The 23,836-nt window shown below is 64.9% G+C and carries 26 protein-coding genes; 17 read left to right on the top strand and 9 right to left on the bottom strand.

The window, feature by feature from the left end; genetic code table 11:
- Positions 1-43: 43 nt before the first annotated feature.
- From panB to QOL68_RS01000, 6 genes are all read left to right on the top strand, one after another.
- Entirely contained in the window at positions 44-907 is an 864-nt protein-coding gene (panB, locus tag QOL68_RS00975) for a 3-methyl-2-oxobutanoate hydroxymethyltransferase (protein ID WP_058455612.1), read from the top strand.
- A gap of 100 nt (positions 908-1,007) precedes the next feature.
- Positions 1,008-1,811, top strand: a complete 804-nt coding sequence (locus tag QOL68_RS00980; protein WP_282946115.1) for a tetratricopeptide repeat protein — start codon at positions 1,008-1,010, stop codon at positions 1,809-1,811.
- Positions 1,812-3,146, top strand: coding sequence for an outer membrane protein assembly factor BamB family protein (locus tag QOL68_RS00985; RefSeq protein WP_282946117.1), 1,335 nt, complete (start codon positions 1,812-1,814; stop codon positions 3,144-3,146).
- A gap of 45 nt (positions 3,147-3,191) precedes the next feature.
- Positions 3,192-4,568: a ribosome biogenesis GTPase Der gene (gene der / locus QOL68_RS00990; RefSeq protein WP_282946119.1), complete on the top strand. Its 1,377-nt coding sequence runs from the start codon at positions 3,192-3,194 to the stop codon at positions 4,566-4,568.
- Entirely contained in the window at positions 4,558-4,785 is a 228-nt protein-coding gene (locus QOL68_RS00995; RefSeq protein WP_282946121.1) for a sulfurtransferase TusA family protein, read from the top strand. Before der ends, QOL68_RS00995 begins: the two co-directional genes overlap by 11 nt.
- 124 nt (positions 4,786-4,909) lie before the next feature.
- Positions 4,910-5,305, top strand: a complete 396-nt coding sequence (locus tag QOL68_RS01000; RefSeq protein WP_058455617.1) for an Hpt domain-containing protein — start codon at positions 4,910-4,912, stop codon at positions 5,303-5,305.
- Here the strand turns inward: QOL68_RS01000 and QOL68_RS01005 are convergent.
- Positions 5,302-6,555 carry a DUF418 domain-containing protein gene (locus tag QOL68_RS01005; protein ID WP_282946123.1) on the bottom strand — a complete coding sequence of 418 codons (1,254 nt, stop codon included), beginning with the start codon at positions 6,553-6,555 and terminating at the stop codon, positions 5,302-5,304. The genes QOL68_RS01000 and QOL68_RS01005 overlap by 4 nt on opposite strands.
- A gap of 155 nt (positions 6,556-6,710) precedes the next feature.
- Between QOL68_RS01005 and QOL68_RS01010 the strand changes: the two genes are divergently transcribed.
- The gene (locus QOL68_RS01010; RefSeq protein ID WP_282946124.1) at positions 6,711-7,490 is read left to right on the top strand and encodes a Coq4 family protein; all 780 of its coding nucleotides are present in this window, start codon (positions 6,711-6,713) and stop codon (positions 7,488-7,490) included.
- Between the two features lie 77 nt (positions 7,491-7,567).
- On the opposite strand, the gene QOL68_RS01015 is transcribed toward QOL68_RS01010, so the two are convergent.
- The 6 genes from QOL68_RS01015 to QOL68_RS01040 all read right to left on the bottom strand — a co-directional run bounded on the left by QOL68_RS01015 (position 7,568) and on the right by QOL68_RS01040 (position 12,647).
- Positions 7,568-7,969: a hypothetical protein gene (locus tag QOL68_RS01015; protein WP_282946126.1), complete on the bottom strand. Its 402-nt coding sequence runs from the start codon at positions 7,967-7,969 to the stop codon at positions 7,568-7,570.
- Positions 7,966-8,700, bottom strand: a complete 735-nt coding sequence (locus QOL68_RS01020; RefSeq protein ID WP_282946128.1) for a DUF72 domain-containing protein — start codon at positions 8,698-8,700, stop codon at positions 7,966-7,968. The genes QOL68_RS01015 and QOL68_RS01020 overlap by 4 nt, the downstream gene beginning before the upstream one ends.
- A 120-nt stretch (positions 8,701-8,820) precedes the next feature.
- Positions 8,821-11,076: a phosphoribosylformylglycinamidine synthase subunit PurL gene (gene purL, locus QOL68_RS01025; protein ID WP_282946130.1), complete on the bottom strand. Its 2,256-nt coding sequence runs from the start codon at positions 11,074-11,076 to the stop codon at positions 8,821-8,823.
- Positions 11,077-11,159: 83 nt separating this feature from the next.
- Entirely contained in the window at positions 11,160-11,444 is a 285-nt protein-coding gene (locus QOL68_RS01030) for a hypothetical protein (RefSeq protein WP_282946132.1), read from the bottom strand.
- Between the two features lie 130 nt (positions 11,445-11,574).
- Positions 11,575-11,985 (bottom strand): DUF2177 family protein, encoded by a 411-nt coding sequence (locus tag QOL68_RS01035; RefSeq protein WP_282946134.1) that lies wholly within the window; start codon positions 11,983-11,985, stop codon positions 11,575-11,577.
- A 2-nt stretch (positions 11,986-11,987) separates the two neighbouring features.
- Positions 11,988-12,647, bottom strand: a complete 660-nt coding sequence (locus QOL68_RS01040; protein ID WP_282946136.1) for a metal-dependent hydrolase — start codon at positions 12,645-12,647, stop codon at positions 11,988-11,990.
- Positions 12,648-12,731: 84 nt separating this feature from the next.
- Between QOL68_RS01040 and QOL68_RS01045 the strand changes: the two genes are divergently transcribed.
- The 6 genes from QOL68_RS01045 to QOL68_RS01070 all read left to right on the top strand — a co-directional run bounded on the left by QOL68_RS01045 (position 12,732) and on the right by QOL68_RS01070 (position 17,090).
- The gene (locus tag QOL68_RS01045) at positions 12,732-12,980 is read left to right on the top strand and encodes an exodeoxyribonuclease VII small subunit (RefSeq protein ID WP_058455626.1); all 249 of its coding nucleotides are present in this window, start codon (positions 12,732-12,734) and stop codon (positions 12,978-12,980) included.
- A 35-nt stretch (positions 12,981-13,015) separates the two neighbouring features.
- Complete coding sequence (locus QOL68_RS01050) at positions 13,016-13,906, top strand: polyprenyl synthetase family protein (RefSeq protein WP_282948241.1); 891 nt, start codon at positions 13,016-13,018, stop codon at positions 13,904-13,906.
- Positions 13,906-14,412 carry a pantetheine-phosphate adenylyltransferase gene (gene coaD / locus QOL68_RS01055; RefSeq protein ID WP_282946139.1) on the top strand — a complete coding sequence of 169 codons (507 nt, stop codon included), beginning with the start codon at positions 13,906-13,908 and terminating at the stop codon, positions 14,410-14,412. The genes QOL68_RS01050 and coaD overlap by 1 nt, the downstream gene beginning before the upstream one ends.
- A gap of 84 nt (positions 14,413-14,496) precedes the next feature.
- Positions 14,497-15,243 carry a peptidylprolyl isomerase gene (locus tag QOL68_RS01060; RefSeq protein WP_058455629.1) on the top strand — a complete coding sequence of 249 codons (747 nt, stop codon included), beginning with the start codon at positions 14,497-14,499 and terminating at the stop codon, positions 15,241-15,243.
- A 24-nt stretch (positions 15,244-15,267) separates the two neighbouring features.
- Complete coding sequence (gene queA, locus QOL68_RS01065) at positions 15,268-16,323, top strand: tRNA preQ1(34) S-adenosylmethionine ribosyltransferase-isomerase QueA (RefSeq protein WP_282946142.1); 1,056 nt, start codon at positions 15,268-15,270, stop codon at positions 16,321-16,323.
- Between the two features lie 164 nt (positions 16,324-16,487).
- Positions 16,488-17,090, top strand: coding sequence for a PEPxxWA-CTERM sorting domain-containing protein (locus QOL68_RS01070; RefSeq protein WP_282946144.1), 603 nt, complete (start codon positions 16,488-16,490; stop codon positions 17,088-17,090).
- A 112-nt stretch (positions 17,091-17,202) separates the two neighbouring features.
- Here the strand turns inward: QOL68_RS01070 and QOL68_RS01075 are convergent, their stop codons facing one another.
- Positions 17,203-18,324, bottom strand: a complete 1,122-nt coding sequence (locus QOL68_RS01075; RefSeq protein WP_282946146.1) for a YfiM family lipoprotein — start codon at positions 18,322-18,324, stop codon at positions 17,203-17,205.
- Between the two features lie 417 nt (positions 18,325-18,741).
- Between QOL68_RS01075 and QOL68_RS01080 the strand changes: the two genes are divergently transcribed.
- From QOL68_RS01080 to tgt, 3 genes are read left to right on the top strand one after another with little or no spacing between them, the layout of a single operon-like run.
- Positions 18,742-20,943 (top strand): EAL domain-containing protein, encoded by a 2,202-nt coding sequence (locus tag QOL68_RS01080; RefSeq protein WP_282946147.1) that lies wholly within the window; start codon positions 18,742-18,744, stop codon positions 20,941-20,943.
- 58 nt (positions 20,944-21,001) lie between these two features.
- A complete protein-coding gene (locus QOL68_RS01085) occupies positions 21,002-21,490 on the top strand; it encodes a hemerythrin domain-containing protein (protein ID WP_282946148.1) in 489 nt (162 codons plus the stop codon).
- Positions 21,491-21,534: 44 nt separating this feature from the next.
- Complete coding sequence (gene tgt, locus QOL68_RS01090; protein WP_282946149.1) at positions 21,535-22,659, top strand: tRNA guanosine(34) transglycosylase Tgt; 1,125 nt, start codon at positions 21,535-21,537, stop codon at positions 22,657-22,659.
- On the opposite strand, the gene QOL68_RS01095 is transcribed toward tgt, so the two are convergent.
- Complete coding sequence (locus QOL68_RS01095; RefSeq protein ID WP_156416445.1) at positions 22,660-22,830, bottom strand: NepR family anti-sigma factor; 171 nt, start codon at positions 22,828-22,830, stop codon at positions 22,660-22,662. It abuts the gene before it with no gap.
- A 196-nt stretch (positions 22,831-23,026) separates the two neighbouring features.
- On the opposite strand from QOL68_RS01095, the gene QOL68_RS01100 reads away from it, so the two are divergent.
- Positions 23,027-23,818, top strand: coding sequence for a response regulator (locus QOL68_RS01100; protein ID WP_204992467.1), 792 nt, complete (start codon positions 23,027-23,029; stop codon positions 23,816-23,818).
- The last annotated feature ends 18 nt before the right edge of the window (positions 23,819-23,836 follow it).

Here is a 23,836-nt window from a genome sequence, read left to right on the forward strand (position 1 = left end):
TAAGGTTGGCAAACCGCGGTCGCATCGGCTAGACCCCCGCGCCATGTCCACGACCCCCAAAACACTCACGCTCGACACGTCGACGAGCCGCGCCAACCCGACTCCGCAGCCGATGAAGCGCCTGACGGTGCCGCGCATCCGCCAGCGCAAGGGTGGCGAGCCGATCGTCATGCTTACCGCCTACACCGTCCGCATGGCGCAGCTGCTCGACCCGCATTGCGACATGCTGCTGGTCGGCGATTCGCTCGCGCAGGTGATCTATGGCCTGCCGCATACGGTCGGCGTGACGATGGACATGATGGCGCTGCACGGCGCGGCGGTCGTGCGCGGCAGCTATCACGCCGCGGTGATCGTCGACATGCCCTTTGGCAGTTACGAGGGCAGCCCGCAGCAGGCGTTCGACAATGCCGCGCGTCTGCTCAAGGAAACCGGCGCGGCGGCGGTGAAGGTCGAGGGCGGCAAGGTGCTCGCTCCGACGATCGAATTCCTGACCCAGCGCGGCATCCCGGTGATGGGGCATGTCGGGTTGACCCCGCAGGCGGTGAACATCCTCGGCGGCTATGGCGTGCGCGGCAAGAGCAAGGAGGAGGCGCGGTCGATTGTCGAGGACGCGGTCGCGGTGGCGCAGGCGGGCGCCTTTTCGATCGTCATCGAGGGCGTGCTCGAATCGATCGCGATCGAGATCACGAACAAGGTTGCCTGCCCGACGATCGGTATCGGCGCCTCGGCGCAATGCGATGGGCAGGTGCTGGTCACCGACGACATGCTCGGCATGTTCGAACGCGTCCCCAAGTTCGTGAAACGCTACGGGACTTTGTCGGGCGCCGTTACCGAAGCGGTGAAGGATTATGCGGACGAAGTCAGGTCCCGTTCATTCCCGACGGGGGATCAGATTTACGAAGGATGAGGCGCCGAGTGAAACGCTTGGCCTTTGCCAGCGCCGCCGCTAAGGAAGCGGCCGGCGGGCGCTGCTCATGCGGAGCCGGCGCTGGTTTATGGAGGTTTGATTGGCCCTGAGCCCGACGAACAATAATGCGGCGCTGCTGCAGGAAGTCGATGAGGCGGTTCGCAAGGATCGGCTCGACACGATCATGCAGCGCTTCGGCCGCTGGATCGTCGCGGGCGTGATCGCGGCGCTGCTCGCTTTCGGCGGTTACCTCTACTGGGGCCACCGGCAGGAAGTCGCGCGCGGCGAAAAGGCCGAAGAACTGCTCGCGGCGTTCGACAAGGTGGCGAGCGGCCAGCCGTCGGCGGCGGCTGCGGCGCTGAAGACGCTGGAGGGCGAGGGCGATCCCGCGTACCGTGCCGCCGCGCTCCTCGAACAGTCGAACCTGAAGGCGCAGTCGGGCGACATCAAGGGCGCCGCCGCGCTCGTCGCGAAGGTAGCTGCGGACACGAAGCTCGACCAGTCGCTGCGCGATATGGCGCTGATCCGGCAGACCGCGCTCGAATTCGACACGTTGAAGCCCGAAGCGGTCATTGCGCGGCTGAAGCCGATCGTCGATGCGAAGGATCCGGCGTCGAGCTGGTTCCCGAGCGCCGCCGAACTCAGCGCCGCGGCCTATTACCAGCAGGGCAAGTTCGACGAGGCGGGCAAGCTGTACGGCCGGATCGCCAAGACGCCGCAAATTTCGAAATCGCTGCAGTCGCGCGCCGTCCAGATGGCGGGAATGCTCGGCGTCGATGCGGTCGCCGACCGCGCGGCAGCGAGCATCGCGGCCGATGCGAAGCGGGTGGCCGAACGCGTCGCCGCGAACCAGAAAGGCACGCCGGACGCAGCGGCGGCCGCAACGAGCGAGGAAGCCAAGTAAATGCGGAAACTTCAGTATGTGGCGGGCGCGATGCTGATTGCGCTGCCGCTGGCGGGCTGCGGCGCGTTCAAGGGCAATGGCGGTCCCAAGACCCCGACGGTCGGCCAGCGCGTGTCGATCCTGTCGAACGACAACAGCATCAAGGTCGATCCCGCCACCGAATCGGTCGCGGTCGTACTGCCCGAGCCTGTCGTGAATCCGAACTGGGCGCAATCGGGCGGCAACGCTTCCAAATCGATGGGCCATCCCGCGCTCGGCGCGGCGCGGACCAAGGTCTGGGAAGCGAGCATCGCGGGCAGCAACAACAAGCAACGCCTCGCCGCTTCGCCGGTGATCGCCGATAACCGTCTGTTCGTCGTCGATACCGATGCGGTCGTTTCGGCCTTTGCCGCCGATACCGGCACGAAGCTGTGGAGCGTGTCGATCGGCAGCACGGGCAAGGATTTCAAGAATTCGCTGTTCGGCGGCGGCGCGGCCGTGGACGGCACCACCGTCTATGCCACCAGCGGTTCGGGTGATGTGGCCGCGCTGAATGCCACCGACGGCTCGGTGCTGTGGAAGGCTAAGCCTGCGGGTCCGCTGCGCGGCGCGCCGACGGTCGCCTTCGGCGGCGTCTACGTAATCAGCCAGGACAACCAGATTTTCGCGCTCAACGCTGCGAACGGCGCGGTGCAGTGGCAGGCGACGGCCTCGCTCGAGGCTGGCAGCATCTTCGGCGCGGGGTCGCCGGCGGCGGCGCAGGGCACAATCGTTGCCGGCTATTCGTCGGGCGAGGTGCAGGCCTATCGCTACGAGAACGGTCGCGACCTCTGGGAAGACGCTCTTGCGCGCACCTCGATGGCGCTGTCGGTGTCGACCCTGTCGGACGTCGACGCCGACCCGGTCATCGACCGCGGCCGCGTCTTCGCGCTCGGTCAAGGCGGCCGCATGGCGAGCTACGAGCTCGTGACCGGCCAGCGGAGCTGGGAAATCTCGATCGCAGGCATCTCGACACCCTATGTGGTCGGCGAGTGGGTCTATGCGATGACCGACGACGGCAAGCTGCTCTGCGTTGCGCGCGGCAGTGGCAAGGTCCGCTGGCTCCAGCAGCTTGCGCGCTTCCGCGTCGAAACCGAGAAGAAGAAGAAGGACCCGATCCGCTGGACTGGCCCGATCCTGGCGGGCGGCCGACTGATCGCGGTGAACAGCGAGGGGCAGCTCGTCGAATTCTCGCCGACCGACGGATCGACGATCGCGACGACCGAATTCAAGGCGCCGCTGTCGCAGTCGCCGGTGGTCGCGAACAATATCTTGTATATTTTGGCAGACGACGGGCGCATCACGGCCTGGCGCTGATCGCGTCCGGGCCCGGGGCGGCCCGGATTAGATAGGAACCAAGCCATGTCGCGACTTGCGACGATCGCCATTGTCGGCCGGCCCAATGTCGGCAAATCGACGCTGTTCAACCGGCTTGTCGGCAAGCGCCTCGCGCTCGTCGACGACCAGCCGGGCGTGACGCGCGACCGGCGCGAGGGCGACGGCAAGCTGCTCGGCCTCGAATTCCTGATCGTCGACACCGCGGGGTTCGAGGATCAGGACGCGGCGACGCTGCCGGGGCGGATGCGCGTCCAGACCGAAAAGGCGGTACGCGAGGCCGACGCCGCGTTGTTCCTGATCGACGCGCGCGCCGGGGTGATGCCGCTCGACGAGGAAATCGCGCGCTGGCTGCGCAGCGAGGACACCCCGATCATCCTCTGCGCGAACAAGGCCGAGGGCAAGCAGGGCGAGACGGGGCTGATGGAGGCTTACAGCCTCGGCTTCGACAATGTTCTCGCGCTCAGTGCCGAACATGGCGAGGGGCTGGTCGACCTGTTCGACGCGCTGCGCCCGATCGTCGAACCCTTTATGGATGCCGGTGAGGAACAGGCGGTCGATGGCGATGAAGAGGACGCGCCGCTCGGCCCGCTCAAGCTCGCGATCGTCGGGCGCCCGAACGCGGGCAAGTCGACCTTGATCAACCGCATGATCGGCGAGGACCGCCTGATCACCGGGCCCGAGGCGGGGATCACGCGCGATTCGATCCGGGTCGACTGGCAGTGGGAAAAGGACGGCGAGGTCCATCCGATCCAGCTGTTCGACACCGCCGGGATGCGCAAGCGCGCCAAGGTACAGGACAAGCTCGAGAAACTGTCGGTCGCCGACGCGCTCCACGCGGTCGACTTCGCCGAGGTCGTCGTGCTGCTTCTTGACGCCACAAAGGGGCTGGAGGCGCAGGATCTGCGCATCGCCGACCGCGTGATCGAGGAGGGGCGCGGGCTGATCGTGGCGCTCAACAAATGGGACGTCGCCGAAGATCCCTCGTCGCTGTTCAACGGCGTGCGCGCGGCGCTCGACGACGGGCTGTCGCAGATCAAGGGCGTGCCGCTGCTCAGCATCTCGGGCGCGACGGGGAAGGGAATCGACACGCTGGTGCGCGTGGCCTTCGAACAGCGCGCGATCTGGACCAGCCGCGTCTCCACCGCAAAGCTCAACCGCTGGTTCGAACGCGCGATCGAGGCGAACCCCCCGCCCGCGCCCGGCGGCAAGCGGATCAAGCTGCGCTATATGACGCAGGCGCGCACGCGTCCGCCGACGTTCGTCGTCTTCGGCAGCCGCACCGACGCGCTTCCCGCAAGCTACCAGCGTTACCTGACCAACGGGATGCGTAAGGAACTGGGCTTCCAGGGGGTGCCGATCCGCCTCAATTTCCGCAACACGCGCAACCCCTATGACGATTGAGATAGCCGGGGACGCGGCGAGCGTCGTCGTCGATGCGCGCGGCATGCGCTGCCCGTGGCCCGCGCTGCGGCTCGCGCGGGCGATGCGCGAGGCGCGCGACGTGCTGTTGCTCGCCGACGACCCGCAGGCAGGGCGCGAGGCCGCGGCGCTGGCCGCCGAACATGGCTGGACTCTCGAACCTGCAGGGGAAGCCGGCTGGCGCGCGCGCCGCGACTGACCCAAAACGGGGCGGCTTTCGTGCGCGGTTCGGAACAGCGTAACCTCTTTTTTACCGACTTTGGCGCATGGTGCGGCCGGGACCAAGGCCGAGCTGAATACCGAGGGACGCAACGTTGGACGAGATGCTGGTCGATTGGAACGAATTCCGCGCGACGCGCACCCAGTTGGGGGCAGCGTTCGTGCGCATTCTCGGCTATTTCCGTGAGGATGGCATCAAGTCGGTCGCCGCGATCGAAGAGGCGATGCGCGCCCGCGACGCGCGCGGACTCGTGATGCCCGCGCACACGCTGAAGAGCGAGGCGCGCCAGTTCGGCGCCGAACGCCTTGGTGCGCTGTCCGAAGATATCGAGATGTTCGGTCGCCATTGTGTCGAGGCGCAGGTCAGCCCCGAGGAATATCTGCCGCGCGTCGTCACGCTACGCCCGCTGTTCGAGGAAACGCTGGAAGCGCTGGAACGCGAGGCGAACCCCCTCGTCCAGCGTCGCCCGTCGACCTTCGGCCGCGCCGCCAGCGCTTAAGCCCGCGCGGCTTTCCGCATCGGTTGCAACTGTCGCCGCGACAGGCTGCGCCAGATCCATTCGAGCGGGCCATAGTTGAACCGGTCGAGCCAAGGCTTCGACCACAGCAGCATCGCCGCCCACATGCCGAAGCAGAAGAGATAAAGCGCGGCGCGCCCGACGCCCCCGTACAGGCCGAAACCATAGCCGTAGAAGATCGTCGTCATCACGATCGAGGTGGTCAGGTAGTTGGTGAAGGCCATCCGCCCCGTCGCTGCCAGGCGCGCGCGCACCGCGTCGCTAGCGGCGGTCTTGATCAGCAGCATGATCAGCGCTGCCCAGCCGATCGTCATCGCGACGTCGAAGGGCACCGATAACGACAGCGAGGCGCCGAAGGTCGAGACCGCGCTGAATCCGCTCGCGACCTGATAGCAAGCGAGGGCGATCAGTGGGGGGATGCCGATCAGGAACCCGCGGATCGCCCATTTACGGTAGCGCGCCGGCTCCCATGCGCCGGTCAGCATCTGCGATTTGAACAACGCCATGCCGACCAGCATCAGCCCCATCGTCTCCCACAGGAACATGAGTGCCTGGACGAACGGCTCGGCCGCGTGGTCGCCGAGCTTGGCCGCGACGATGCCGCCATAGCCGCCGAGATGGACGGCAACATCCTTTGCATAGCTCGCCGCGCCGGGGCCCATGTCGGCGTTCATCTTGGCAAGATCCTCGGCCAGCCCGGAGGCGACGTCGGGCGGCAGATTGCCCGTTTCGGCGAGCAGGAACATCAGCCAGCCGGAGGCGAGCAGACCGATCCCGACGAGAAAGAAGGCGGCTGCCCAGCGTAGCAGCGCTTTCACCGACAGGTCGCGGAAGGCAAAGAGCAGCAGACCGCACACCGCGTAGAGGAACAATATGTCGCCGAACCAGATAAAATAATAATGGATGAGTCCGAAGATCGCCAGCCAGGTCATCCGCGCATAATGGGCCTCGGCCGCGCTGCGGCCGCTCGCCGCGGCGCTCTGGATCACCAGCAGCGTGCTCGCGCCGAACAACATCGAGAACAGCCCGCGCATCTTCGAATCGATGAAAACGAAGTTGAAGAACCAGGTCGCGAGATCGAGATTTCCGACCGGGCCACCGGCGACGGGGTTGACGTAAGCCGCAAAGGGAGCGGCGAAGGCGACGATGTTCATCGCCAAGATCCCCATCACTGCGACCCCGCGAATGGCATCGAGGCTTTCGTAGCGTGTCGGCGTCGCCTGCGTTTCCATGCCGTTTTCCCCTTCGCCCATGATGAGGGGTATCGCGCGGCCGGGGAGGCGTCGAGGGAATTTTCGATCGCGTTGAACAGTTATTGACATCTATGTCAGTAATGCTATTCGGACAGCATTAGATGATTCGCACGAGTTCGCAAAAGAGAGCCGCCATGATCCCGACCATCTTCTCCCATCCTGATCGTCAGCCTGCGAAGTTCCGGCCGGTCAAGGCGTTCGGTCACTTCCGCAAGCTGATCAAGGACAAGGAAGACACCGAACAGGTCTTTCACATCTTCGAGAATCTGCCCCGCAAGGGCTTCGTCGACGATGCGCGCGCGTTCGTGGAGAGCGAGAAGGGCCGGCAGCTGATGGCCAGCGAGCCCTATCTGCCCGACCTGCTCGACGATCACAGCTGGATCGACGCGCTACCCGAGGGCACCGTAGGTCACGCCTATGTCACCTTCATGCGCCGCGAAGGCCTGTCGGCTGCAGGCCTTGTTGCCGAGGCCGAGAAGATGGGCCGCCCGAAGTTCGACGACCAGCTCCAGTGGTATGCCAATCGCCTGCGCGACACGCACGACCTGTTTCATATCCTGACCGGCTACGGCCGCGACGCGCTCGGCGAGCAATGCGTGCTCGGCTTCACCTATGGCCAGACCGGTAACTACGGCAATTTCTTCATCGCCTATGCCGGCGGTTACGAGCTGAAGCGCAGCGTCAAGGGCGACGCGCCGGTGATGGGCGCGATCCGCCAGGGCCAGCGCCACGGCAAGGCGTCGAAGCCGATTATCGAGCAGGACATTCGCGCCCTGCTCGCCGAACCGCTCGACGCCGCGCGCGCGCGCCTCGGGATCGGCGAGCCGACGCTCTACAAGGAAGCGCACCGGGCGTACCGCAGCCGCGGCATCGACCCATACAACTTCCTCGCGGCGAAGGCTGCGGCGGCTTGAGTTGAGTGCTTCCCCGGCGAAAGCCGGGGCCCAGCTTTCCATCTTCATGAGCCCCGGCTGTCGCCGGGGTTCATTTTTTAGCGCAGCTCTTTCCTGATCATCAGTTTGAGGCCGGACCAGGTCGCGTCGACGGCGCAGACCTTCACGTCGACCCAGCCCATCGGCAGGCAGATTTCGCGGATCACATCTTCGGTGATGTCGGTCGGGACCTTCGCGGCTCGCTTCGGCCAGCTTACCCAGACGAAGCCGGCCGAATCGATCAGCGTGCGGAGGTCGGTCAGCAGGCGTTCGAGTTCATCGCGCTCGGTCGTGAAGATATGTGCGGCCTGAAGCCCCGCTTCGGGCGCATCGCGTTCATTCAGCGAAATATCGCCGATCTCGGCGCGAACGCTTGCCGGCATGGCATGGAACCACGTCGACATGCCGTCCTTCAGCGACAGTTTCTTTGCGAGCGGCGTGCCCGAATAGCCTGCGGTCATAGCCGCGCGATCAGCGCCTGCGCTGCCGCCGGGTTGCGGACCTTGGCGCCCGCGATGAAGAAGAGGAAGACGTCGCGGTCGCCCTTCGCCCAATCCTTTGCCTGCTTCGCCCAACCATCCAGCGCTGCCTCGGTGTAGCCGGTCTCGACATCCTCCTGGCTGCGCTGGAGGCGGGCATAGGTGAAGTCGGCGGTCTGCTCGTCGATGCACGGGAATTCGTCGCTGTCGGCATAGACCACCGCCATGTTGCGCGCGCGCAGCATGTCGATGAACGCCGGATCGCGAAAGCTTTCATGCCGCACTTCGATCGCATGGCGCAGCGGCAGGCCGTCCTGACTGTCGGGAAGCAAGTCGAGGAATCCCGCGAAATCGTCGCGGTCGAACTTCTTGGTTGCCATGAATTGCCAGTGGATCGGGCCGAGCCGGTCGCCGAGGCGGATCAGTCCTTGCGTCAGGAATTTCTCGATCGAGGCGGCGCCTTCCTTCAGCACCTTGCGGTTGGTGGTGAAGCGTGACGCCTTGACGCTGAATTTGAAGCCGTCGGGGACCGATGCGGCCCAGCTGGCGAAACTCTCGGGCTTCTGGCTACCATAATAGGTACCGTTGATCTCGATGCCCGTCAGATGCTGCCCGGCATATTCGAGCTCGCGTTTCTGCGCGAGGCCGGCGGGATAGAAGGGGCCGCGCCATGGCTCGAAGGTCCAGCCGCCGACGCCTACATGGATGCTCATGAGTCCGTCACCTCCGCGCAAAATGGAGCGTCGTCATTGCGAGGAGCGAAGCGACGCGGCAATCCAGCGTAGCGTAAACCGCTCCGGATTGCTTCGCTTCGCTCGCAATGAAGACTTCTGTCACGCAAGCGCCGCGTCGGCCCCCATCAGGTTCGGAAAGAAGCCTTCGTGCGCTTCGCGGAGTTCGGCAAGCGTCACCTGATGGTCGCTTTCGGGCAGCTCGAAGACGATGCGGTCCTTGATTGTGCGGCCGATCGGGTCGACCGGCACATCGGCGCGGCCCGCGGCGTCGAGGAAGTCGGCGAGGCAGGTGTCGCAGACGGTGACCAGGTAGAGCCCCTGATCCTCGCCGAAGAAGCTTTCGGCGACGCCGAAGGGCTGTTCCTCGCTGACCAGAACGCCAATGTTCGATTTCAATGCCATTTCGGCGAGCGTCACCGCGATGCCGCCGTCCGAGACGTCGTGGCAGGCGGTAATCCAGCCGGCGTTGATCGCGCCACGGATGAAGTCGCCGGTGCGCTTTTCGCAGCGCAGGTTGACCGGCGGCGGGGGGCCTTCCTCGCGGCCGTGGATTTCGCGGAGCCACACCGACTGGCCGAGATGCCCGGCGCGTTCGCCGACCGCGAGCACGATGTCGCCGGTGCGCTTGAAGCCGATCCCGACCGCCTTGTTCAGATCCTCGATCACCCCGACCCCGCCGATCGCGGGGGTCGGCAGGATCGCGCTGCCGCCGCCGGTCGCCTTGCTCTCGTTATAGAGGCTGACGTTGCCCGAAACGATCGGATAGTCGAGCGCGCGGCACGCCTGCGCCATGCCGTCGAGGCAGCCTACGATCTGCCCCATGATCTCGGGGCGCTGCGGGTTCGCGAAATTGAGGCAGTTGGTGATCGCGAGCGGCGTTGCGCCGACCGCGCTGATGTTGCGCCACGTTTCGGCGACCGCCTGCTTGCCGCCCTCGACGGGGTCGGCGTAGCAATAGCGCGGGGTGCAGTCGGTCGACATCGCGAGCGCGCGGTTGGTGCCGTGGATGCGGACGAGCGCCGCGTCGCCGCCGGTCTGCACCGTGTCTGCGCCGACCTGGCTGTCATATTGTTCCCAGATCCAGCGGCGGCTGGCGATATCGGGGGTGCCCATCAGCGTTTTGAGGTCGGCGGCGACGTCGGTGGTCTCCGGGACGTTCGTCAGCTCGGCCTGCTTCGGCGTCGCGACGTGCGGGCGGTCATAGAGCGGTGCATCATCGGCGAGCGGCGCGAGCGGGATGTCGCAGACGATCTCGCCATGATGTTCGAGCACCATGCGGCCGGTGTCGGTGACGGTGCCGATGACCGCGAAATCGAGTTCCCATTTTTGGAAGATCGCCTTGGCGAACTCTTCCTTGCCGGGCTTCAGGACCATCAGCATGCGTTCCTGCGATTCGGACAGCATCATCTCATAGGCGGTCATGCCCGTTTCGCGCTGCGGAACATCGTCCATCTTGAGGTGGAGGCCGACGCCGCCCTTCGACGCCATCTCGACCGACGAGGAGGTGAGGCCCGCGGCGCCCATGTCCTGAATCGCGACGATCGCGTCCGACGCCATCAGTTCGAGGCACGCCTCGATCAGCAATTTCTCGGTGAAGGGGTCGCCGACCTGCACGGTCGGGCGCTTCTCCTCGGCATCCTCGCCGAAGTCGGCCGATGCCATCGTCGCGCCATGGATGCCGTCGCGGCCGGTTTTCGATCCGACATAGACGATCGGATTGCCGACGCCGCTCGCGGCCGAATAGAAAATCTTGTCCTGCTCGGCGACGCCGACGGTCATCGCGTTGACCAGGATGTTGCCGTCATAGGCCTTGTGGAAATTGACCTCGCCGCCGACCGTGGGAACGCCGACGCAATTGCCGTAGCCGCCGATGCCGTGGACGACGCCCGAGATGAGATGCTTCATCTTCGGATGATCGGGGCGGCCGAAGCGCAGCGCGTTGAGGTTGGCGACGGGGCGCGCGCCCATCGTGAAGACGTCGCGGAGGATGCCGCCCACCCCGGTCGCCGCGCCCTGATAGGGTTCGATGTACGACGGGTGGTTGTGGCTCTCCATCTTGAAGATCGCGGCGAGCTTCTTGCCGTCCGGCCCTTCGCCGATGTCGATGACGCCCGCATTTTCGCCGGGGCCGCAGATCACCCAGGGGGCTTCGGTCGGCAGTTTCTTCAGATGGATGCGCGAGCTTTTGTAGCTGCAATGTTCGGACCACATGACCGAGAAAATGCCGAGCTCGACGAGGTTCGGTTCGCGCCCGAGCGCGGCGAGGACGCGATCATACTCTTCCGGCGAGAGGCCGTGTTCGGCGACGATCTCGGGGGTGATGACGGAGGCGGGCGCGGCTGCTGTCTGAGTCATGGCGCGCCTTTAGCGCCGCGCACCTCAAACGAACAGACCCCATGATGCGAAAACATCATGGGGTCTGCGGTCGGAGGGAGGGTTCAGCGCGACGCGAGCGTGCTAGCTTTTCCCAGCGGCGCAACGTCGCGCAGCGGGAAATTGACCTGCTGCGTGCCGACGGTGCCGCGGACGCGATGTTCGCCGACGCGCAGCTTGAACCGCTTGCCGGTCTTTTCCTCGACGCCGCTGATCACGCGGTAGCCGTCGACCTCGGTCACCGTGTAGGCATAGATGCGCCCCTGATGCTCGAAGCGCTGCTCTTGGGCATGCGCGGCGGCGGGTGTCAGTGCGAACAGGGCCAGGGCCGGAACGAGAATCTTTTTCATGGTGCAAGTCCTTGTTGATGAAACAAAACTTGCCTTCGAGCCCCTCTCTCTTGTGCAATGCAACATGACTTGCCGGATGCGACCCAGCAATTGCAAAAAGCGGAATCGTGATTGCGGAAAGGCGAAAGGGTCAGGCGCCGCGCGGCAGCAGGGCAAGTAGCAGCCAGGTGGCCGCGCCCGCCGCGATGCCGGTGGCGACGGTCCCCCACGCAATGTCCATCAGCGTGACTTTGGTCGACCAGACCCGCATCGTCGCCTGATTGGTGAGGTCGTAGGTCATGTAGCAGAAGAAGCCGAACAGCGCGCCATATTGGGCCGCGACCTGCCACCGGCCGGCGGCGAGCGCGGGTTGCACCGCAAAGATCTGGATGCCCAGAATGTAGAGAACGTAGAAGATGAGCGCCGGGGCAGGGCGCCATCCGTCCATTAGCAACTCGCCGATCTCGGGCCGGTAGAGCTTCGGCCCGACCTTTGTGAGCCAGATCGCATCGAGGGCGCCGAAGATCAGTGCAGTCGCGATATAGGCGGCGAGCGGTTGCATGCTTAATCGCGCGCCAATGCAGGGGTTCGATTGGCGCCAGCCCATGCAGCAGTCGCCGCAAGCAGGGCATAGGCAGCGAGCATCGTTGCGGGAATCGCGAGCGAATAGACGGGCTCCTTCGGCCCGAACCAGTCGATCGCCTGGCAGATCAGCAGCAGGGCGGCGAGAATTCCCAACCGGAAATTGCCCGACGGGGCACCAGTGCGGCGGACATAATAGACGAATGCAACGCCGATCAGCAGAAGCTCGAGCGGCATCGCGATGAGCGGGTGGTTCCAGAGCCCGAGCCCCAGCTTCGGCCGCGCCCCATAGAGCGTCAGGTCGGGAATATGGACGACGAGATCGATGAACCAGTGCGAGAGCACGACCAGCGCGGCGCCGATTGCGGCCGCCTTGCGCCGCGTGACGGCCCACACCAGCAGCCCGAACAGCTTGGCCCAGATGATCGCGCCGAGCAGGCTGTGCGTATAGGGCATGTGGTGAAGGTCCATCGGGTTCATGGCCGTGATCCCCGGAACGATCCGCATCGCCTCGATCCCGGGTATCAGCAACACCGCGAAGCCGATGTCGACAAGCTGCGCGGCGACGAACAGGGTGCCGAGCCCCACGGCGCTCGGCCGGGCGGCGGCGACGAGCGCCGGTGCATAGTGCCCGATGAACATGAACGCGATGCTATCGCGGCGCGGGGCGACGTCAAGCTCGACCGCACTTGACCATGGGGGGGCGAAAGGGCCAAAGCAGGGTGCATGACGGACACCCCCCATACCGATATCGCGTCGCTGTCGTTCGAGGCCGCGATGGGCGAGCTTGAAACCATCGTCCGGCGGCTCGAGGGCGGCGATGTCAGCCTCGAGGAATCGGTGACGCTCTATGAACGCGGACATGCCCTCCGCGCGCATTGCGAAGCGCGCCTCGCTGCCGCGCAGGCGCGTATCGAGCAGGTCAGCCTCGTCGACGGCCAGCCGGCGGGAACCGCACCTTTCGGGCAGGGCTGATCGCGGTGGCGCTTGTCGGTGGCGATACGGGTCAGGTGGCGGATCTGCTGCGCGTCGCGCAGGATGACGTCGCCGAGGGCATCGACCAGCTGTTCGACCGGCTGCTGGCGGTTCCAGCCGATCCGCGCGAGCGGCTGTACGAGGCGATGCGCCACGCCGCGATTGCTGGCGGCAAGCGGCTGCGTCCGCTGCTGGTGCGCGCTGCCGCCGATCTTTTTCATGTCGATCGCTCGATCAGCCTGCGTGTGGGCGCAGCGGTCGAGGCGATGCACGTCTATTCGCTGATCCACGACGATCTGCCCTGCATGGACGACGATGATCTGCGTCGCGGCAAGCCGACGGTTCACAAGGCGTTCGACGAGGCGACCGCCGTGCTCGCCGGCGATTCGCTACATGCACTCGCCTTTGAATGGCTCTGCGATCCGGCGACGCACGCGGATCCCTTCGTCCGCGCCGAACTCTGCTCCGAACTTGCGCGCGCGGCCGGCCCTGCAGGTATGGCAGGCGGACAGATGATGGACCTGATGGCAGAGACGTCGGACTTCGACCTCTCGACCGTGACGCGGCTCCAGCAACTCAAGACCGGCGCGCTGATCGCCTTCTCGGTCGAGGCGGGGGCAATCCTCGCGCGCATCCCGATCGAGGGACGCCGTCCGTTGCGCGGCTACGCGCGCGATATCGGCCTCGCGTTCCAGATCGCCGATGACATCATGGACGTCGAGGGTGACGAGGAACTTGCGGGCAAGGCGCTGCACAAGGATGCCGACGCCGGCAAGGCAACCTTCGTCACGCTGATGGGACTCGAACGTGCGCGGGCGCAGGCGCGCCTGCTGGTCGACCAGGCGATTGCGCATCTCGCCGGTTTCGGCGAAGAGGCAGCGCTGCTGCGCGCGATCGCACGCTATGTCGTGGAAAGGGACCATTGATGCGCATTGGGGTTTATCCCGGAACCTTCGACCCGATCACGCTTGGCCACATGGATATCATCCGCCGCGGCGCGAAGCTGGTCGACCGGCTGGTCATCGGGGTGACGACCAATATCACCAAGTCGCCGCTGTTCGACGACGACGAGCGGATCGAGATGGTGCGCCGCGAGGTCGCGAGCATCGGCGGCGACATCCGCGTTGTCGGCTTCAATTCGCTGCTGATGGACTTCGCCGAGCGCGAGGGCGCGGGGGTGATCGTCCGCGGGCTACGCGCGGTCGCCGACTTCGAATATGAATATCAGATGGCGGGCATGAACCAGCAATTGAACGACCGCATCGAGACCGTCTTCCTGATGGCCGACGTCGGGTTGCAGCCTATCGCTTCGCGTCTCGTCAAGGAAATCGCCATCTTCGGGGGCGATATCCACAAATTCGTTACGCCGTCGGTGCGCGACGCCGTGGTCGCGCGCATCGCCGATCGCGGCCTTCGCCAGGGCGACGGCTGACTCCAATCATTGAGCGTTCAGCTTTTTGCCGCTAGGCCGCCTCGCGGGGCGTAGAGCAGTTTTTCGAATAAAGGCCGATACAGAATGAAATCCATCTTCCGCCCCCTGGTCCTGACGGCAATGGCGTTCGCGCTCGCAGCCCCGCTCGCGGCGCAGGAAGAACCGGCGTCGTCTCCCGCGCCTGCGGCGACCGAAACCCCGGCGCCGCCTGCGGCCGACGCTCCGGCGGCCCAAGCGCCCGCCGCCGCGCCCGCGATGACCCCCGAGCAATATATGGGCAACCCCGAATATATGCTCGACATCGACCTTTCGACGGGCGGCCGGGTGGTGATCCAGCTCTATCCGAACGCAGCGCCGAACCACGTCGAGCGCGTCAAACAGCTCGCGCGTCAGGGCTTTTATGACGGGGTCAAGTTCCACCGCGTGATCGACGGCTTTATGGCGCAGACGGGCGACCCGACCGCCACCGGGCAGGGCGGATCGTCGCTTCCCGATCTCAAGGCCGAGTTCAACGACGTCCCGCACATGCGCGGCACGGTGTCGATGGCGCGCGCCGAAAGTCCCGACAGCGCGAACAGCCAGTTCTTCATCATGCTGCAGCCGCGCTTCAGCCTTGATCACCGTTACACCGCCTTCGGGCGCGTCGTGTCGGGGATGCAATATGTCGACGCGATCCAGAAGGGCGAGCCGCCCGCGGTGATGTCGCGCATGGTGCAGGTGTCGGTGGCCGCCGACAACAAGCCGATGCCGCCGGCGTCGGCGCTGGTCGAGGCGCAGCCTGCGCCCGCCGAAGTCACCGTCGACCAGCTCAACGCCCCGCTGCGGCAGTAAGCGCGGGACTGCGCGCCAAAAGCCATGCGCGTCGACGCCTTCGATTTCGACCTTCCGCCCGAACGCATCGCGCTCCGGCCCGCGCGCCCGCGCGATGCCGCGCGGATGCTCCTCGTGCAGGGCGATGCGATGTCCGATGCGGGCGTCCGCGACCTGCCGTTGCTGCTGCGCGCGGGCGACTGCCTGGTGTTCAACGACACGCGCGTGATCCCCGCGCAGCTCGAGGGACGACGGGGCGCTCGTGAGGAGGAGGGCGCGCCTGGGGCGAAAATCGGCGCGACGCTGCACAAGCGGATCGACCTTCGTCGCTGGCAGGCATTCGTGCGCAACGCAAAGCGGCTCCGCGTCGGTGACACCGTCGATTTTGGTGCGGGCGTCGAGGCACTGGCCGAGAACCGGCTCGCCGACGGCAGCTTCATCCTCGCTTTCGGCGGCGACGAGCCCGTCGAGCTATTGCTCGAACGCGCGGGCACGATGCCGCTGCCGCCCTATATCGCGGGCAAGCGCCCGACCGACGCCGACGACCGCAGCGATTACCAGACGATGTTCGCGCGCGAGGACGGCGCAGTCGCCGCTCCGACTGCGGCGCTCCACTTCACTCCCGAGCTGCTCGCGGCGCTGGAGGCAGCGGGAATCCTGACCGAGACGCTGACGCTTCACGTCGGCGCGGGGACATTCCTGCCGGTCAAGGCCGACGACACCGACGACCATGTGATGCACGCCGAATGGGGGCGGATCGACGCCGCGACCGCCGAGCGGCTGAATGCCGTGCGTACGCGCGGCGGGCGGGTGATCGCAGTTGGCACGACCAGCCTCCGCCTCCTTGAAAGCGCGGCGCACGATACCGGCGAAATCGCGCCGTTCGAGGGCGATACCGCGATCTTCATCACCCCCGGCTATCGCTTCAAGGCGATCGACGGGTTGATGACCAATTTCCACCTGCCGAAATCGACCCTATTCATGCTGGTCAGCGCGCTGATGGGGCTGGAGGTGATGCAGGCCGCCTATGCGCACGCGATCGATAGCGGCTATCGCTTCTACAGCTATGGCGATGCGAGTTTGCTACTACCGCAGCGATAATATGGATCGCCCGCCTCTGGTGCGGGGCTGGGCGGTATCGATGCCGTCGTCCTTGCCCCTCCGGTCCTGTCTCGATATGGGACAATAAAAGACTAACGCGATCTCAACGATTTGCTAAGGATGGCAAATTGTTCCTGCATGGGAATCGCGTAGGGGGTATTTCGATGAAGTTCGCATCGACCGCACTTTCGGCGGCAGCGCTCGCGATTGCGGCCTTGGCCGCTTCGCCGGTTCAGGCCGCGACGATCGTCAACCTGAACGGCGTGACCAACGCCTCGCTCAACGGATCGAACGGCGTTACGCTCAATCTTGCCGCCGGTACCTACAGCCTGTCCTTCGTCAAGGATGCGTACACAGCGTTTACCCGCTTCAGCGCGCCGACCGGATGCGATGGCGCCGGTATGAACTGCAGTCAGGGCTGGGAAAACAGCGCGCGCTACATCATCGGTGGCACCACCTATCTCTTCGGTGACGGCGCTGCATCCGGCGGGATTGGACCGCTCGGCGTTGGCGACGGCTATTACAGCAGCGAAGCGCTGTCGTTCGCCAACTCGGGTGGCTATCTCGACAGCTTCACGCTGAACAGCGCGGGCGCGGTGACCTTCTACCTCTACGACGATTTCCTCGGCGACAATTCGGGCGGCGTATCGCTGTCGGTCGCCGCCGTGCCCGAGCCGGCAACCTGGCTGATGATGTTCGTCGGCATCGGGGCGATCGGCGGCTTCATGCGCCGGAAGCGCGTTACGGCAACCGTTCGTTACGCCTGATGCGATCGATGCACCGGGCGGCCGACCGGCCGTTGCATGCTTCAGGTGAGTAGGAGCGATGGCCCGGTTGGCCCAAGCCGGAACGACGCGTCGGTTATTGGCGAAGCGTATTTCACCGCGGGAAGGATTTGGCCAATTCTTCGTCAATTTGGCGGACTTTTTCGAGAAACCGGGCATCTCGGATCGTGCCATATTTCTGCACGAAAACGCTTTCGGGTAGGCCCTCTTCCAGTGTCATCAGCGGTGACGGCAGGATTGCGTCCTGATCGATCCGCGACATCCTGATAGCCATCGATGGCGCGCGCTCCGTATCGGTCGCGGTTTGTGCCACCAAAAAGCCCGATCGATCCGCCGCGATGTCGATGAAGGAAAATCCGCTCGGATCGCCCTCGGCAAATTCCGACTGTTTCGAGACGCTGTCGGCGAGTTCTTTCCATTCGCCCATTGCCTGGCTGAATTGGGCTCCGCTTGTGGCCGCGAGCGCTGCCGACAAAGTCCAATGTTTCGCTAGATCGAAGCGGTCATGGAGCTTGAGGGCGACAGGCTCGCTCCGGCAGTCCTTGATATCCTCGTCCGACAAGCCGATGAGGTCGCCCACCCGTGGGGACACAGCGAACATCGCAAGCGCCACAAAACCGGCCCGATTGGAGGAGGCTGTCGCCGCGCCGGCTGTCTGCGCGGGATAGGTTCGGCGTACCGCTTCAGCCAGCTCGTCGGTCGGTTTCAAAGATTGCAACACGGTCAGCCGGCAATAGGTGGCGAGCACGGCCTTTGCGTCGATACGGCCCCGACCATCCCCGAACTGATCGACGATACCCGTCTTGGGCGGCACCTGCACCAGCGCTACCGCATCTGAGCCCTCGATCACGAAACGCCGGACCAATCTGTCGAGAGGAGGAATGTCCGCGCCGCGCAGATTGACCAAGCTGCGAGTGCCCTCGAGAATTAGGCGGCTGATCCTCGCGGGGAACGAAACCGATCCGACGGTAAGATAGACTTTGGGGAAGCCGTTTTTGCTTCCGTGACCGACGATTCCGACGTTAAGCCACCGGCCAAAGGGGAGCTTGTGGCTGCCCGTGACGTTGATCCGGTCGCCGTCGATTTCGATCAGCAGGCGGTCTGGCTTAAACGCATCACTTGCCAAGGCCCCCGCGGCCGCCAGCTGCCGGGAGGTCAAGCGTACTATTTGGGGTTCATCGGCGTCCGGGATGGCATTGTTGCGTAGCTGGTTCACGGCAATCTTGACAGCACTCGCCTGCTCGGCATCCGGCGGGGCGGGCTGCTCAACCAGCGGAGCGGGATCGGTAAGCAGGAAAGCGGCGCCCGCTAAGGTCAGCGGGATTACCGATGACCATATCCAAATCCAGCGCTTCCGGCGCGGCTTGTCCGGTCTTGCTGATGCTTGGCGCTTGGAAATCTTGGGTGCTTTCTCTTGCCTGGCCCTAAGTCATGGATCAAAGAATTGCAACGGCGGCGAAGGATGCGGCGCTCGGCGGTGCGCCAGGCGATCACGTCGGCGGGCGACGACAGGCCGCTTGCCGTTTCCCCGAATGGTACAGTTTTGAACCGCGTCGGCCGAACACTTAACATTATCGCAAGGCATTGCGGGCATTGCGAACCGCTGACTTATGGGAACGTCAAGGTTTCATTGATGGACAATCCATCGCGGATCAGTTCGGACGGCCAGGACCAGGACTCGACCGAAGAAAGCGGACGCGGCTTTTTCGGCAAGCTTGGCTCGCGCATGGCGCGTCCGCGCGGCGAGGCGCCGGCTGTCCCGTCGGGTCTGGACACGCGCGAAGCCCGTCTGCTGCTCCAGAATTATGAGGAAAGCGGCCGCGGCTGGTTCTGGTCGACCGACGCGAAGGGCCGCATCACCTATATCACCGATGCCGTCGCGCGGCTGATGGGACGCACCGGGACCGGCCTGCTCGGGACGCCTTTCACCGACCTGTTCCTTCCCGTCGACAGCCATGGCGAACGCCAGCGCACCCTGCCGTTTCTGATGACCAAACAGTCGAAGTTCGACGAGCTGCCGCTACGCAGCGCGTTCGAGGGCGACGATCGCTGGTGGGCGATCTCGGGTCGGCCCTATTTCGACCAAGGCGGCGACATGGCCGGCTATCGCGGCAGCGGCACCGATATCACCGCGCAGCGCCGTTCGGCCGAGGATGCCTCGCGCCTCGCCCTTTACGACTCGCTGACCGGGCTTGCGAACCGGTTCAATATCTCGAAAAAGCTCGACACGACGCTTGCCGCCTTTTCGCAGCAGCAGCGCAGCTGCGCGATCATGCTGCTCGATCTCGACCGCTTCAAGCAGGTCAACGACACGCTGGGGCATCCCGCCGGCGATGCGCTGCTCAAGCAGGTCGCCGAACGGCTGCTGAAGATCGTCGGCGACAAGGAAATGGTCAGCCGGCTTGGCGGCGACGAGTTCCAGATCATCCTCCCCGACGTCGAGGATCGCGGCAAGCTCGGAGACATGGCTGCCGACATCATCGGCAGCCTGTCGCAGCCCTATTCGGTCGAGGGCAGCCGCTGCATCATCGGGGCGTCGGTGGGCGTCGCGATCGCGCCCTTCGACGGACAGACCAGTGACGATCTCGTCCGTAACGCCGACCTCGCGCTCTATGCCGCGAAGGGCAATGGCCGTGGACGCTTCCGCTTCTATTCGAGCGACCTGCATCAGGCCGCCGAGGATCGCCGCGCGCTCGAGGAGGATCTGCGCGATGCGCTTGCGCGCGGCGAGATGGAGCTGACATACCAGCCTGTCGTCCAGGCGAAAACGAACCTGGTCACCGGCGTCGAGGCGCTGATTCGCTGGACGCACCCGGAGCGTGGCCTCATTTCACCCTCGGTGTTCGTGCCGATCGCCGAGGAAACCAATCTGATCTGGCCACTCGGCGAATGGGTGCTCCGCAAGGCGTGCGAGGATGCCGCCCGCTGGCCCGGCGACCTTCGCGTCGCGGTCAACGTATCGCCGATCCAGTTCGCCAACGAGGATCTGCCGAAGGTCGTCGCGAGCGCACTTGGCGCGGCGGGGCTGTCGCCCGACCGGCTTGAACTCGAGATTACCGAGAATGTGTTCCTGAGCGACTCGGCCGAGACCGCGCGGATGTTCAAGGCGCTGAAGGACCTTGGCGTTCGTCTCGCCCTCGACGATTTCGGGACCGGCTATTCTTCGCTCGGCTATCTCCAGTCGGCGCCATTCGACAAGATCAAGATCGACCAGAGCTTCGTGCGTGGGGCCACCGTGCCGGGGTCGCGCAACGGCGCGATCATCGCGGCGATCGTCGCGCTCGCCGAAGCGCTCGACATGGAAACGACCGCCGAGGGCATCGAATCGCATGACCAGCTCGACCTGATCCGCAATCTCCATGTCAGCCATGTGCAGGGCTATATCTACAGCAAGCCCGTAGGCAACGACGAGCTCGTCGACCATGCCGAGGCAGGATCGTGGATGATCAAGCCATCGGGACCGGCAAAGCAGCGCAACGACCGCTTCCAGATGTTCCGCAAGGTCGGCGCGATCCACGGCAATCACCGTTACAATGTCGTGATCCGAAACCTGTCGGCAACTGGGGCCTTCATCGAGGGGATATTGGACGTGCCCACGGGCACGCGCTTCGTCATCGATTTCGGCGAAGGCCAGCTCGTCACCGCGACGGTGCGCCGGTCGATGAAGCACCAGCAGGGCATCGAGTTCGAACAGACGATGGTGAGCGACGGCAACGGCGGGCTGTGCACGCGTCATCGCGTGTCGCCCTATCTGATCGCTGCGGCGACGCAGCAGACGCCGGGCCAACTCGCCCTGCCGACCTTTACGACGACCAGCGACTGGAAGGCCGCCTGACGCGGGAACCAGAGGCGGCGCGATCCGTTTCCTGTCCGATTCAAGCAAAGGAGACGACATGGCAGAGACCCAGATCTTCGCGCGGCTGAAAGCCGATCACGACCGGCACCGCGACCTTCTCGACCGCATCGACCAGACGCACGGCGACAGCGACGACCGCCGCACCTTGTTCGAGAGCTTCCGCGTCGAGGTGACCGCGCACGCGGCATCGGAGGAGATGTCGCTCTATGCGACGATGCTCGCCAGACCCGACCTTCGCGACGAAGCGCAGCACAGCGTTGCCGAGCATAAGGAGATCGAGGATTTCCTGATCGAGCTCTATGAAATGGATTTCGCCTCGACCGGCTGGCTCACGCGCTTCCGGACGATGAAGGAGCGCTACCTCCACCACATCGACGAAGAGGAGGAAGAGATGTTCCCCGAGGCCGAGAAGGGCCTTTCGCAAACCAAGAAGAAGGAACTCGCCGCGATCTTCGAAAAGGAGAAGCCGAAAGAAAAGGCGAAAGCCGCCGAGGAAAAGCCGTCGAGCGAGGAGGAGCGCGCTTAAGCGCGTCCCTCGACTTTTGGCGCGCGCCGTCATAGGCGCGCGCCATGACCGACAGATTCGCTTTTCAGGTCGCCGCGACCGACGGCGCCGCGCGCACGGGTGTCATCCGGATGCAGCGCGGCGAAATCCGTACCCCCGCCTTCATGCCCGTCGGGACCGCGGCGACGGTTAAGGCGATGCGCCCCGTCGAGGTTCGGGCAACCGGCGCCGACATCATCCTCGGCAACACCTATCATCTCATGCTGCGTCCGGGTGCAGAACGCGTGGCGCGGCTCGGAGGCTTGCATGACTTCATGGGCTGGGACCGCCCGATTCTGACCGACAGCGGCGGCTATCAGGTGATGAGCCTGTCGGCGCTGACCAAGCAGAGTGAGGAAGGCGTGTCGTTCAAGAGCCACCTCGACGGCTCGCGGCACATGCTGACCCCCGAACGCTCGATGGAAATCCAGCGACTGCTTGGAAGCGACATTGTGATGGCGTTTGACGAATGCCCCCCGAACGGTGTCGATGCGAAGCGCGCCGCCGCGAGCATGGAGCGCTCGATGCGCTGGGCGGCGCGTAGCCGCGCGGGGTTCGACGCCGGCGAGGAACATGCGTCGCGCTCGGCGCTCTTCGGCATCCAGCAAGGGTCGCTCGACGAGACATTGCGCGCGCGCTCCGCCGAGGCGCTGATCGACATCGGCTTCGACGGCTATGCGATCGGCGGCCTTGCGGTGGGCGAGGGGCAGGAGGCGATGTTCGGCGTGCTCGACTATGCGCCGGGCCAGCTTCCCGCCGACAAACCGCGCTATCTGATGGGCGTGGGCAAGCCCGACGACCTGGTCGGCGCCGTCGCGCGCGGGGTCGACATGTTCGATTGCGTGCTGCCGACGCGCTCGGGGCGCAATGGGCAGGCCTTCACCTGGGACGGCCCGGTCAACATCCGCAACGCGAAACATGCCGAGGATATGGGGCCGCTCGACGGGTCGTGCGATTGCCCAGTCTGCACAACCTGGTCGCGCGCCTATCTCCACCATCTCGTGCGCGCGGGCGAGATGCTCGGCGCGATGCTGATGACTCAGCACAATCTTCACTTCTATCAGGCGTTGATGCAGCGGATGCGCGATGCGATCGCGGCGGGCAGGTTTGCGGCCTTCCAGTCGGATTTTTCCGACCGCTATCGGAAATAATCAGTCGAGCTTGTTGAGCAGGTCGAGCAAAGATTGCGGAATCGTCTCGTCGACCGCCGACTCATAGGCCCTGCGCAGGGCGATATTGACGTCCTGCACCTTCCCGGGGAGTTTCTTCTCGGCGTCCTTTCCGGCCGGCTTTTCGGGCGGCGATCCGGTTTTAGACGTCATCTTGTTGCCATCCGCTCGACATGGGTGCCTGTGCTAACCGCGCATAAACCAAAGCGCAATGTGCCTTTGTTGCTTTGCTGGGAAACTAATTTACGGCTAAATCGTTCCCATAGAGTGAAAACATGCCGGCCGACGGCAGGATTCTTGGCGCCCATGCAGGGAATCTGCGGTTTTCGGCTGGAGCAGGAGGCTATATATGTCATTGGGTCAAGCGATCGCACCCTATCTTCCCTATCTGCGGCGCTACGGCCGGGCGATTTCGGGAAGCCAGCAGAGCGGCGATGCCTTGGTCGCCGGACTGCTCGAAACGCTGGTGGCAAACCCCGGCGCGGTCGACCCTTCCGGCGATCTCCGAATCCAGCTGTACCGGATGGTGCATGATAATTTCGGATTGATGGCCGGGCAGTCGGCCGCGGATGAAAATGCCCCCGCCGAAGTGGCGATTGCCGACGCGCGGCTCCGCCGCATCCCGTCGCTGGCACGGCAGGCGCTGCTGCTCACTGCGGTCGAGGGCTTCAACTCGGAAGAAACCGGCCGCATCATCGGCCGCGATACGGCCTCGGTCGACGAGCTGATCGCGCAAGCGACCGACGAGATCGACCGCCAGACACGCGCGCGTATCCTTATCATCGAGGACGAGCCGATCATCGCAATGGACATCGAAATGATCGTCCGTGATCTCGGCCACGACGTTGTCGCGGTCGCGACCACCCATGCCGAGGCGGTCGCCGAGGCGCAGAAGCACCAGCCGGGCCTCGTCCTCGCCGACATCCAGCTCGCCGACAACAGCTCGGGGATCGAGGCGGTGCAGGAGATCCTGCAGGACGTGAAGCTGCCGGTCATTTTCATCACCGCGTTCCCCGAGCGGTTGCTGACCGGCGACCGCCCCGAACCGGCCTTCCTGCTCACCAAGCCGTACCAGCCCGCGACCTTGCGCGCCGCGATCTCGCAGGTGCTGTTTTTCGACGAGAGTACCGTTCCGGCCTGAATTCTTCGCCCTTGTGAA

The sequence above is a fragment of the Sphingopyxis sp. Geo25 genome, from assembly GCF_949769135.1.
Classification (GTDB): domain Bacteria; phylum Pseudomonadota; class Alphaproteobacteria; order Sphingomonadales; family Sphingomonadaceae; genus Sphingopyxis.

Coding starts and splice junctions, on each gene's coding strand:
- panB (WP_058455612.1), top strand. CDS start 44: ATGTCCACGACCCCCAAAACACTCACGCTCGACACGTCGACGAGCCGC.
- QOL68_RS01015 (WP_282946126.1), bottom strand. CDS start 7,969: ATGACCGCAGGCTATTCGGGCACGCCGCTCGCAAAGAAACTGTCGCTG.
- QOL68_RS01005 (WP_282946123.1), bottom strand. CDS start 6,555: ATGGAAACGCAGGCGACGCCGACACGCTACGAAAGCCTCGATGCCATT.
- purL (WP_282946130.1), bottom strand. CDS start 11,076: ATGACTCAGACAGCAGCCGCGCCCGCCTCCGTCATCACCCCCGAGATC.
- QOL68_RS01095 (WP_156416445.1), bottom strand. CDS start 22,830: ATGACGTCTAAAACCGGATCGCCGCCCGAAAAGCCGGCCGGAAAGGAC.
- QOL68_RS01060 (WP_058455629.1), top strand. CDS start 14,497: ATGAAATCCATCTTCCGCCCCCTGGTCCTGACGGCAATGGCGTTCGCG.
- QOL68_RS01085 (WP_282946148.1), top strand. CDS start 21,002: ATGGCAGAGACCCAGATCTTCGCGCGGCTGAAAGCCGATCACGACCGG.
- QOL68_RS00995 (WP_282946121.1), top strand. CDS start 4,558: ATGACGATTGAGATAGCCGGGGACGCGGCGAGCGTCGTCGTCGATGCG.
- QOL68_RS01070 (WP_282946144.1), top strand. CDS start 16,488: ATGAAGTTCGCATCGACCGCACTTTCGGCGGCAGCGCTCGCGATTGCG.
- coaD (WP_282946139.1), top strand. CDS start 13,906: ATGCGCATTGGGGTTTATCCCGGAACCTTCGACCCGATCACGCTTGGC.
- QOL68_RS01000 (WP_058455617.1), top strand. CDS start 4,910: ATGCTGGTCGATTGGAACGAATTCCGCGCGACGCGCACCCAGTTGGGG.
- QOL68_RS01100 (WP_204992467.1), top strand. CDS start 23,027: ATGTCATTGGGTCAAGCGATCGCACCCTATCTTCCCTATCTGCGGCGC.
- QOL68_RS00985 (WP_282946117.1), top strand. CDS start 1,812: ATGCGGAAACTTCAGTATGTGGCGGGCGCGATGCTGATTGCGCTGCCG.
- QOL68_RS01020 (WP_282946128.1), bottom strand. CDS start 8,700: ATGAGCATCCATGTAGGCGTCGGCGGCTGGACCTTCGAGCCATGGCGC.
- QOL68_RS01030 (WP_282946132.1), bottom strand. CDS start 11,444: ATGAAAAAGATTCTCGTTCCGGCCCTGGCCCTGTTCGCACTGACACCC.
- tgt (WP_282946149.1), top strand. CDS start 21,535: ATGACCGACAGATTCGCTTTTCAGGTCGCCGCGACCGACGGCGCCGCG.
- der (WP_282946119.1), top strand. CDS start 3,192: ATGTCGCGACTTGCGACGATCGCCATTGTCGGCCGGCCCAATGTCGGC.
- QOL68_RS01035 (WP_282946134.1), bottom strand. CDS start 11,985: ATGCAACCGCTCGCCGCCTATATCGCGACTGCACTGATCTTCGGCGCC.
- queA (WP_282946142.1), top strand. CDS start 15,268: ATGCGCGTCGACGCCTTCGATTTCGACCTTCCGCCCGAACGCATCGCG.
- QOL68_RS01080 (WP_282946147.1), top strand. CDS start 18,742: ATGGACAATCCATCGCGGATCAGTTCGGACGGCCAGGACCAGGACTCG.
- QOL68_RS01010 (WP_282946124.1), top strand. CDS start 6,711: ATGATCCCGACCATCTTCTCCCATCCTGATCGTCAGCCTGCGAAGTTC.
- QOL68_RS01045 (WP_058455626.1), top strand. CDS start 12,732: ATGACGGACACCCCCCATACCGATATCGCGTCGCTGTCGTTCGAGGCC.
- QOL68_RS01040 (WP_282946136.1), bottom strand. CDS start 12,647: ATGTTCATCGGGCACTATGCACCGGCGCTCGTCGCCGCCGCCCGGCCG.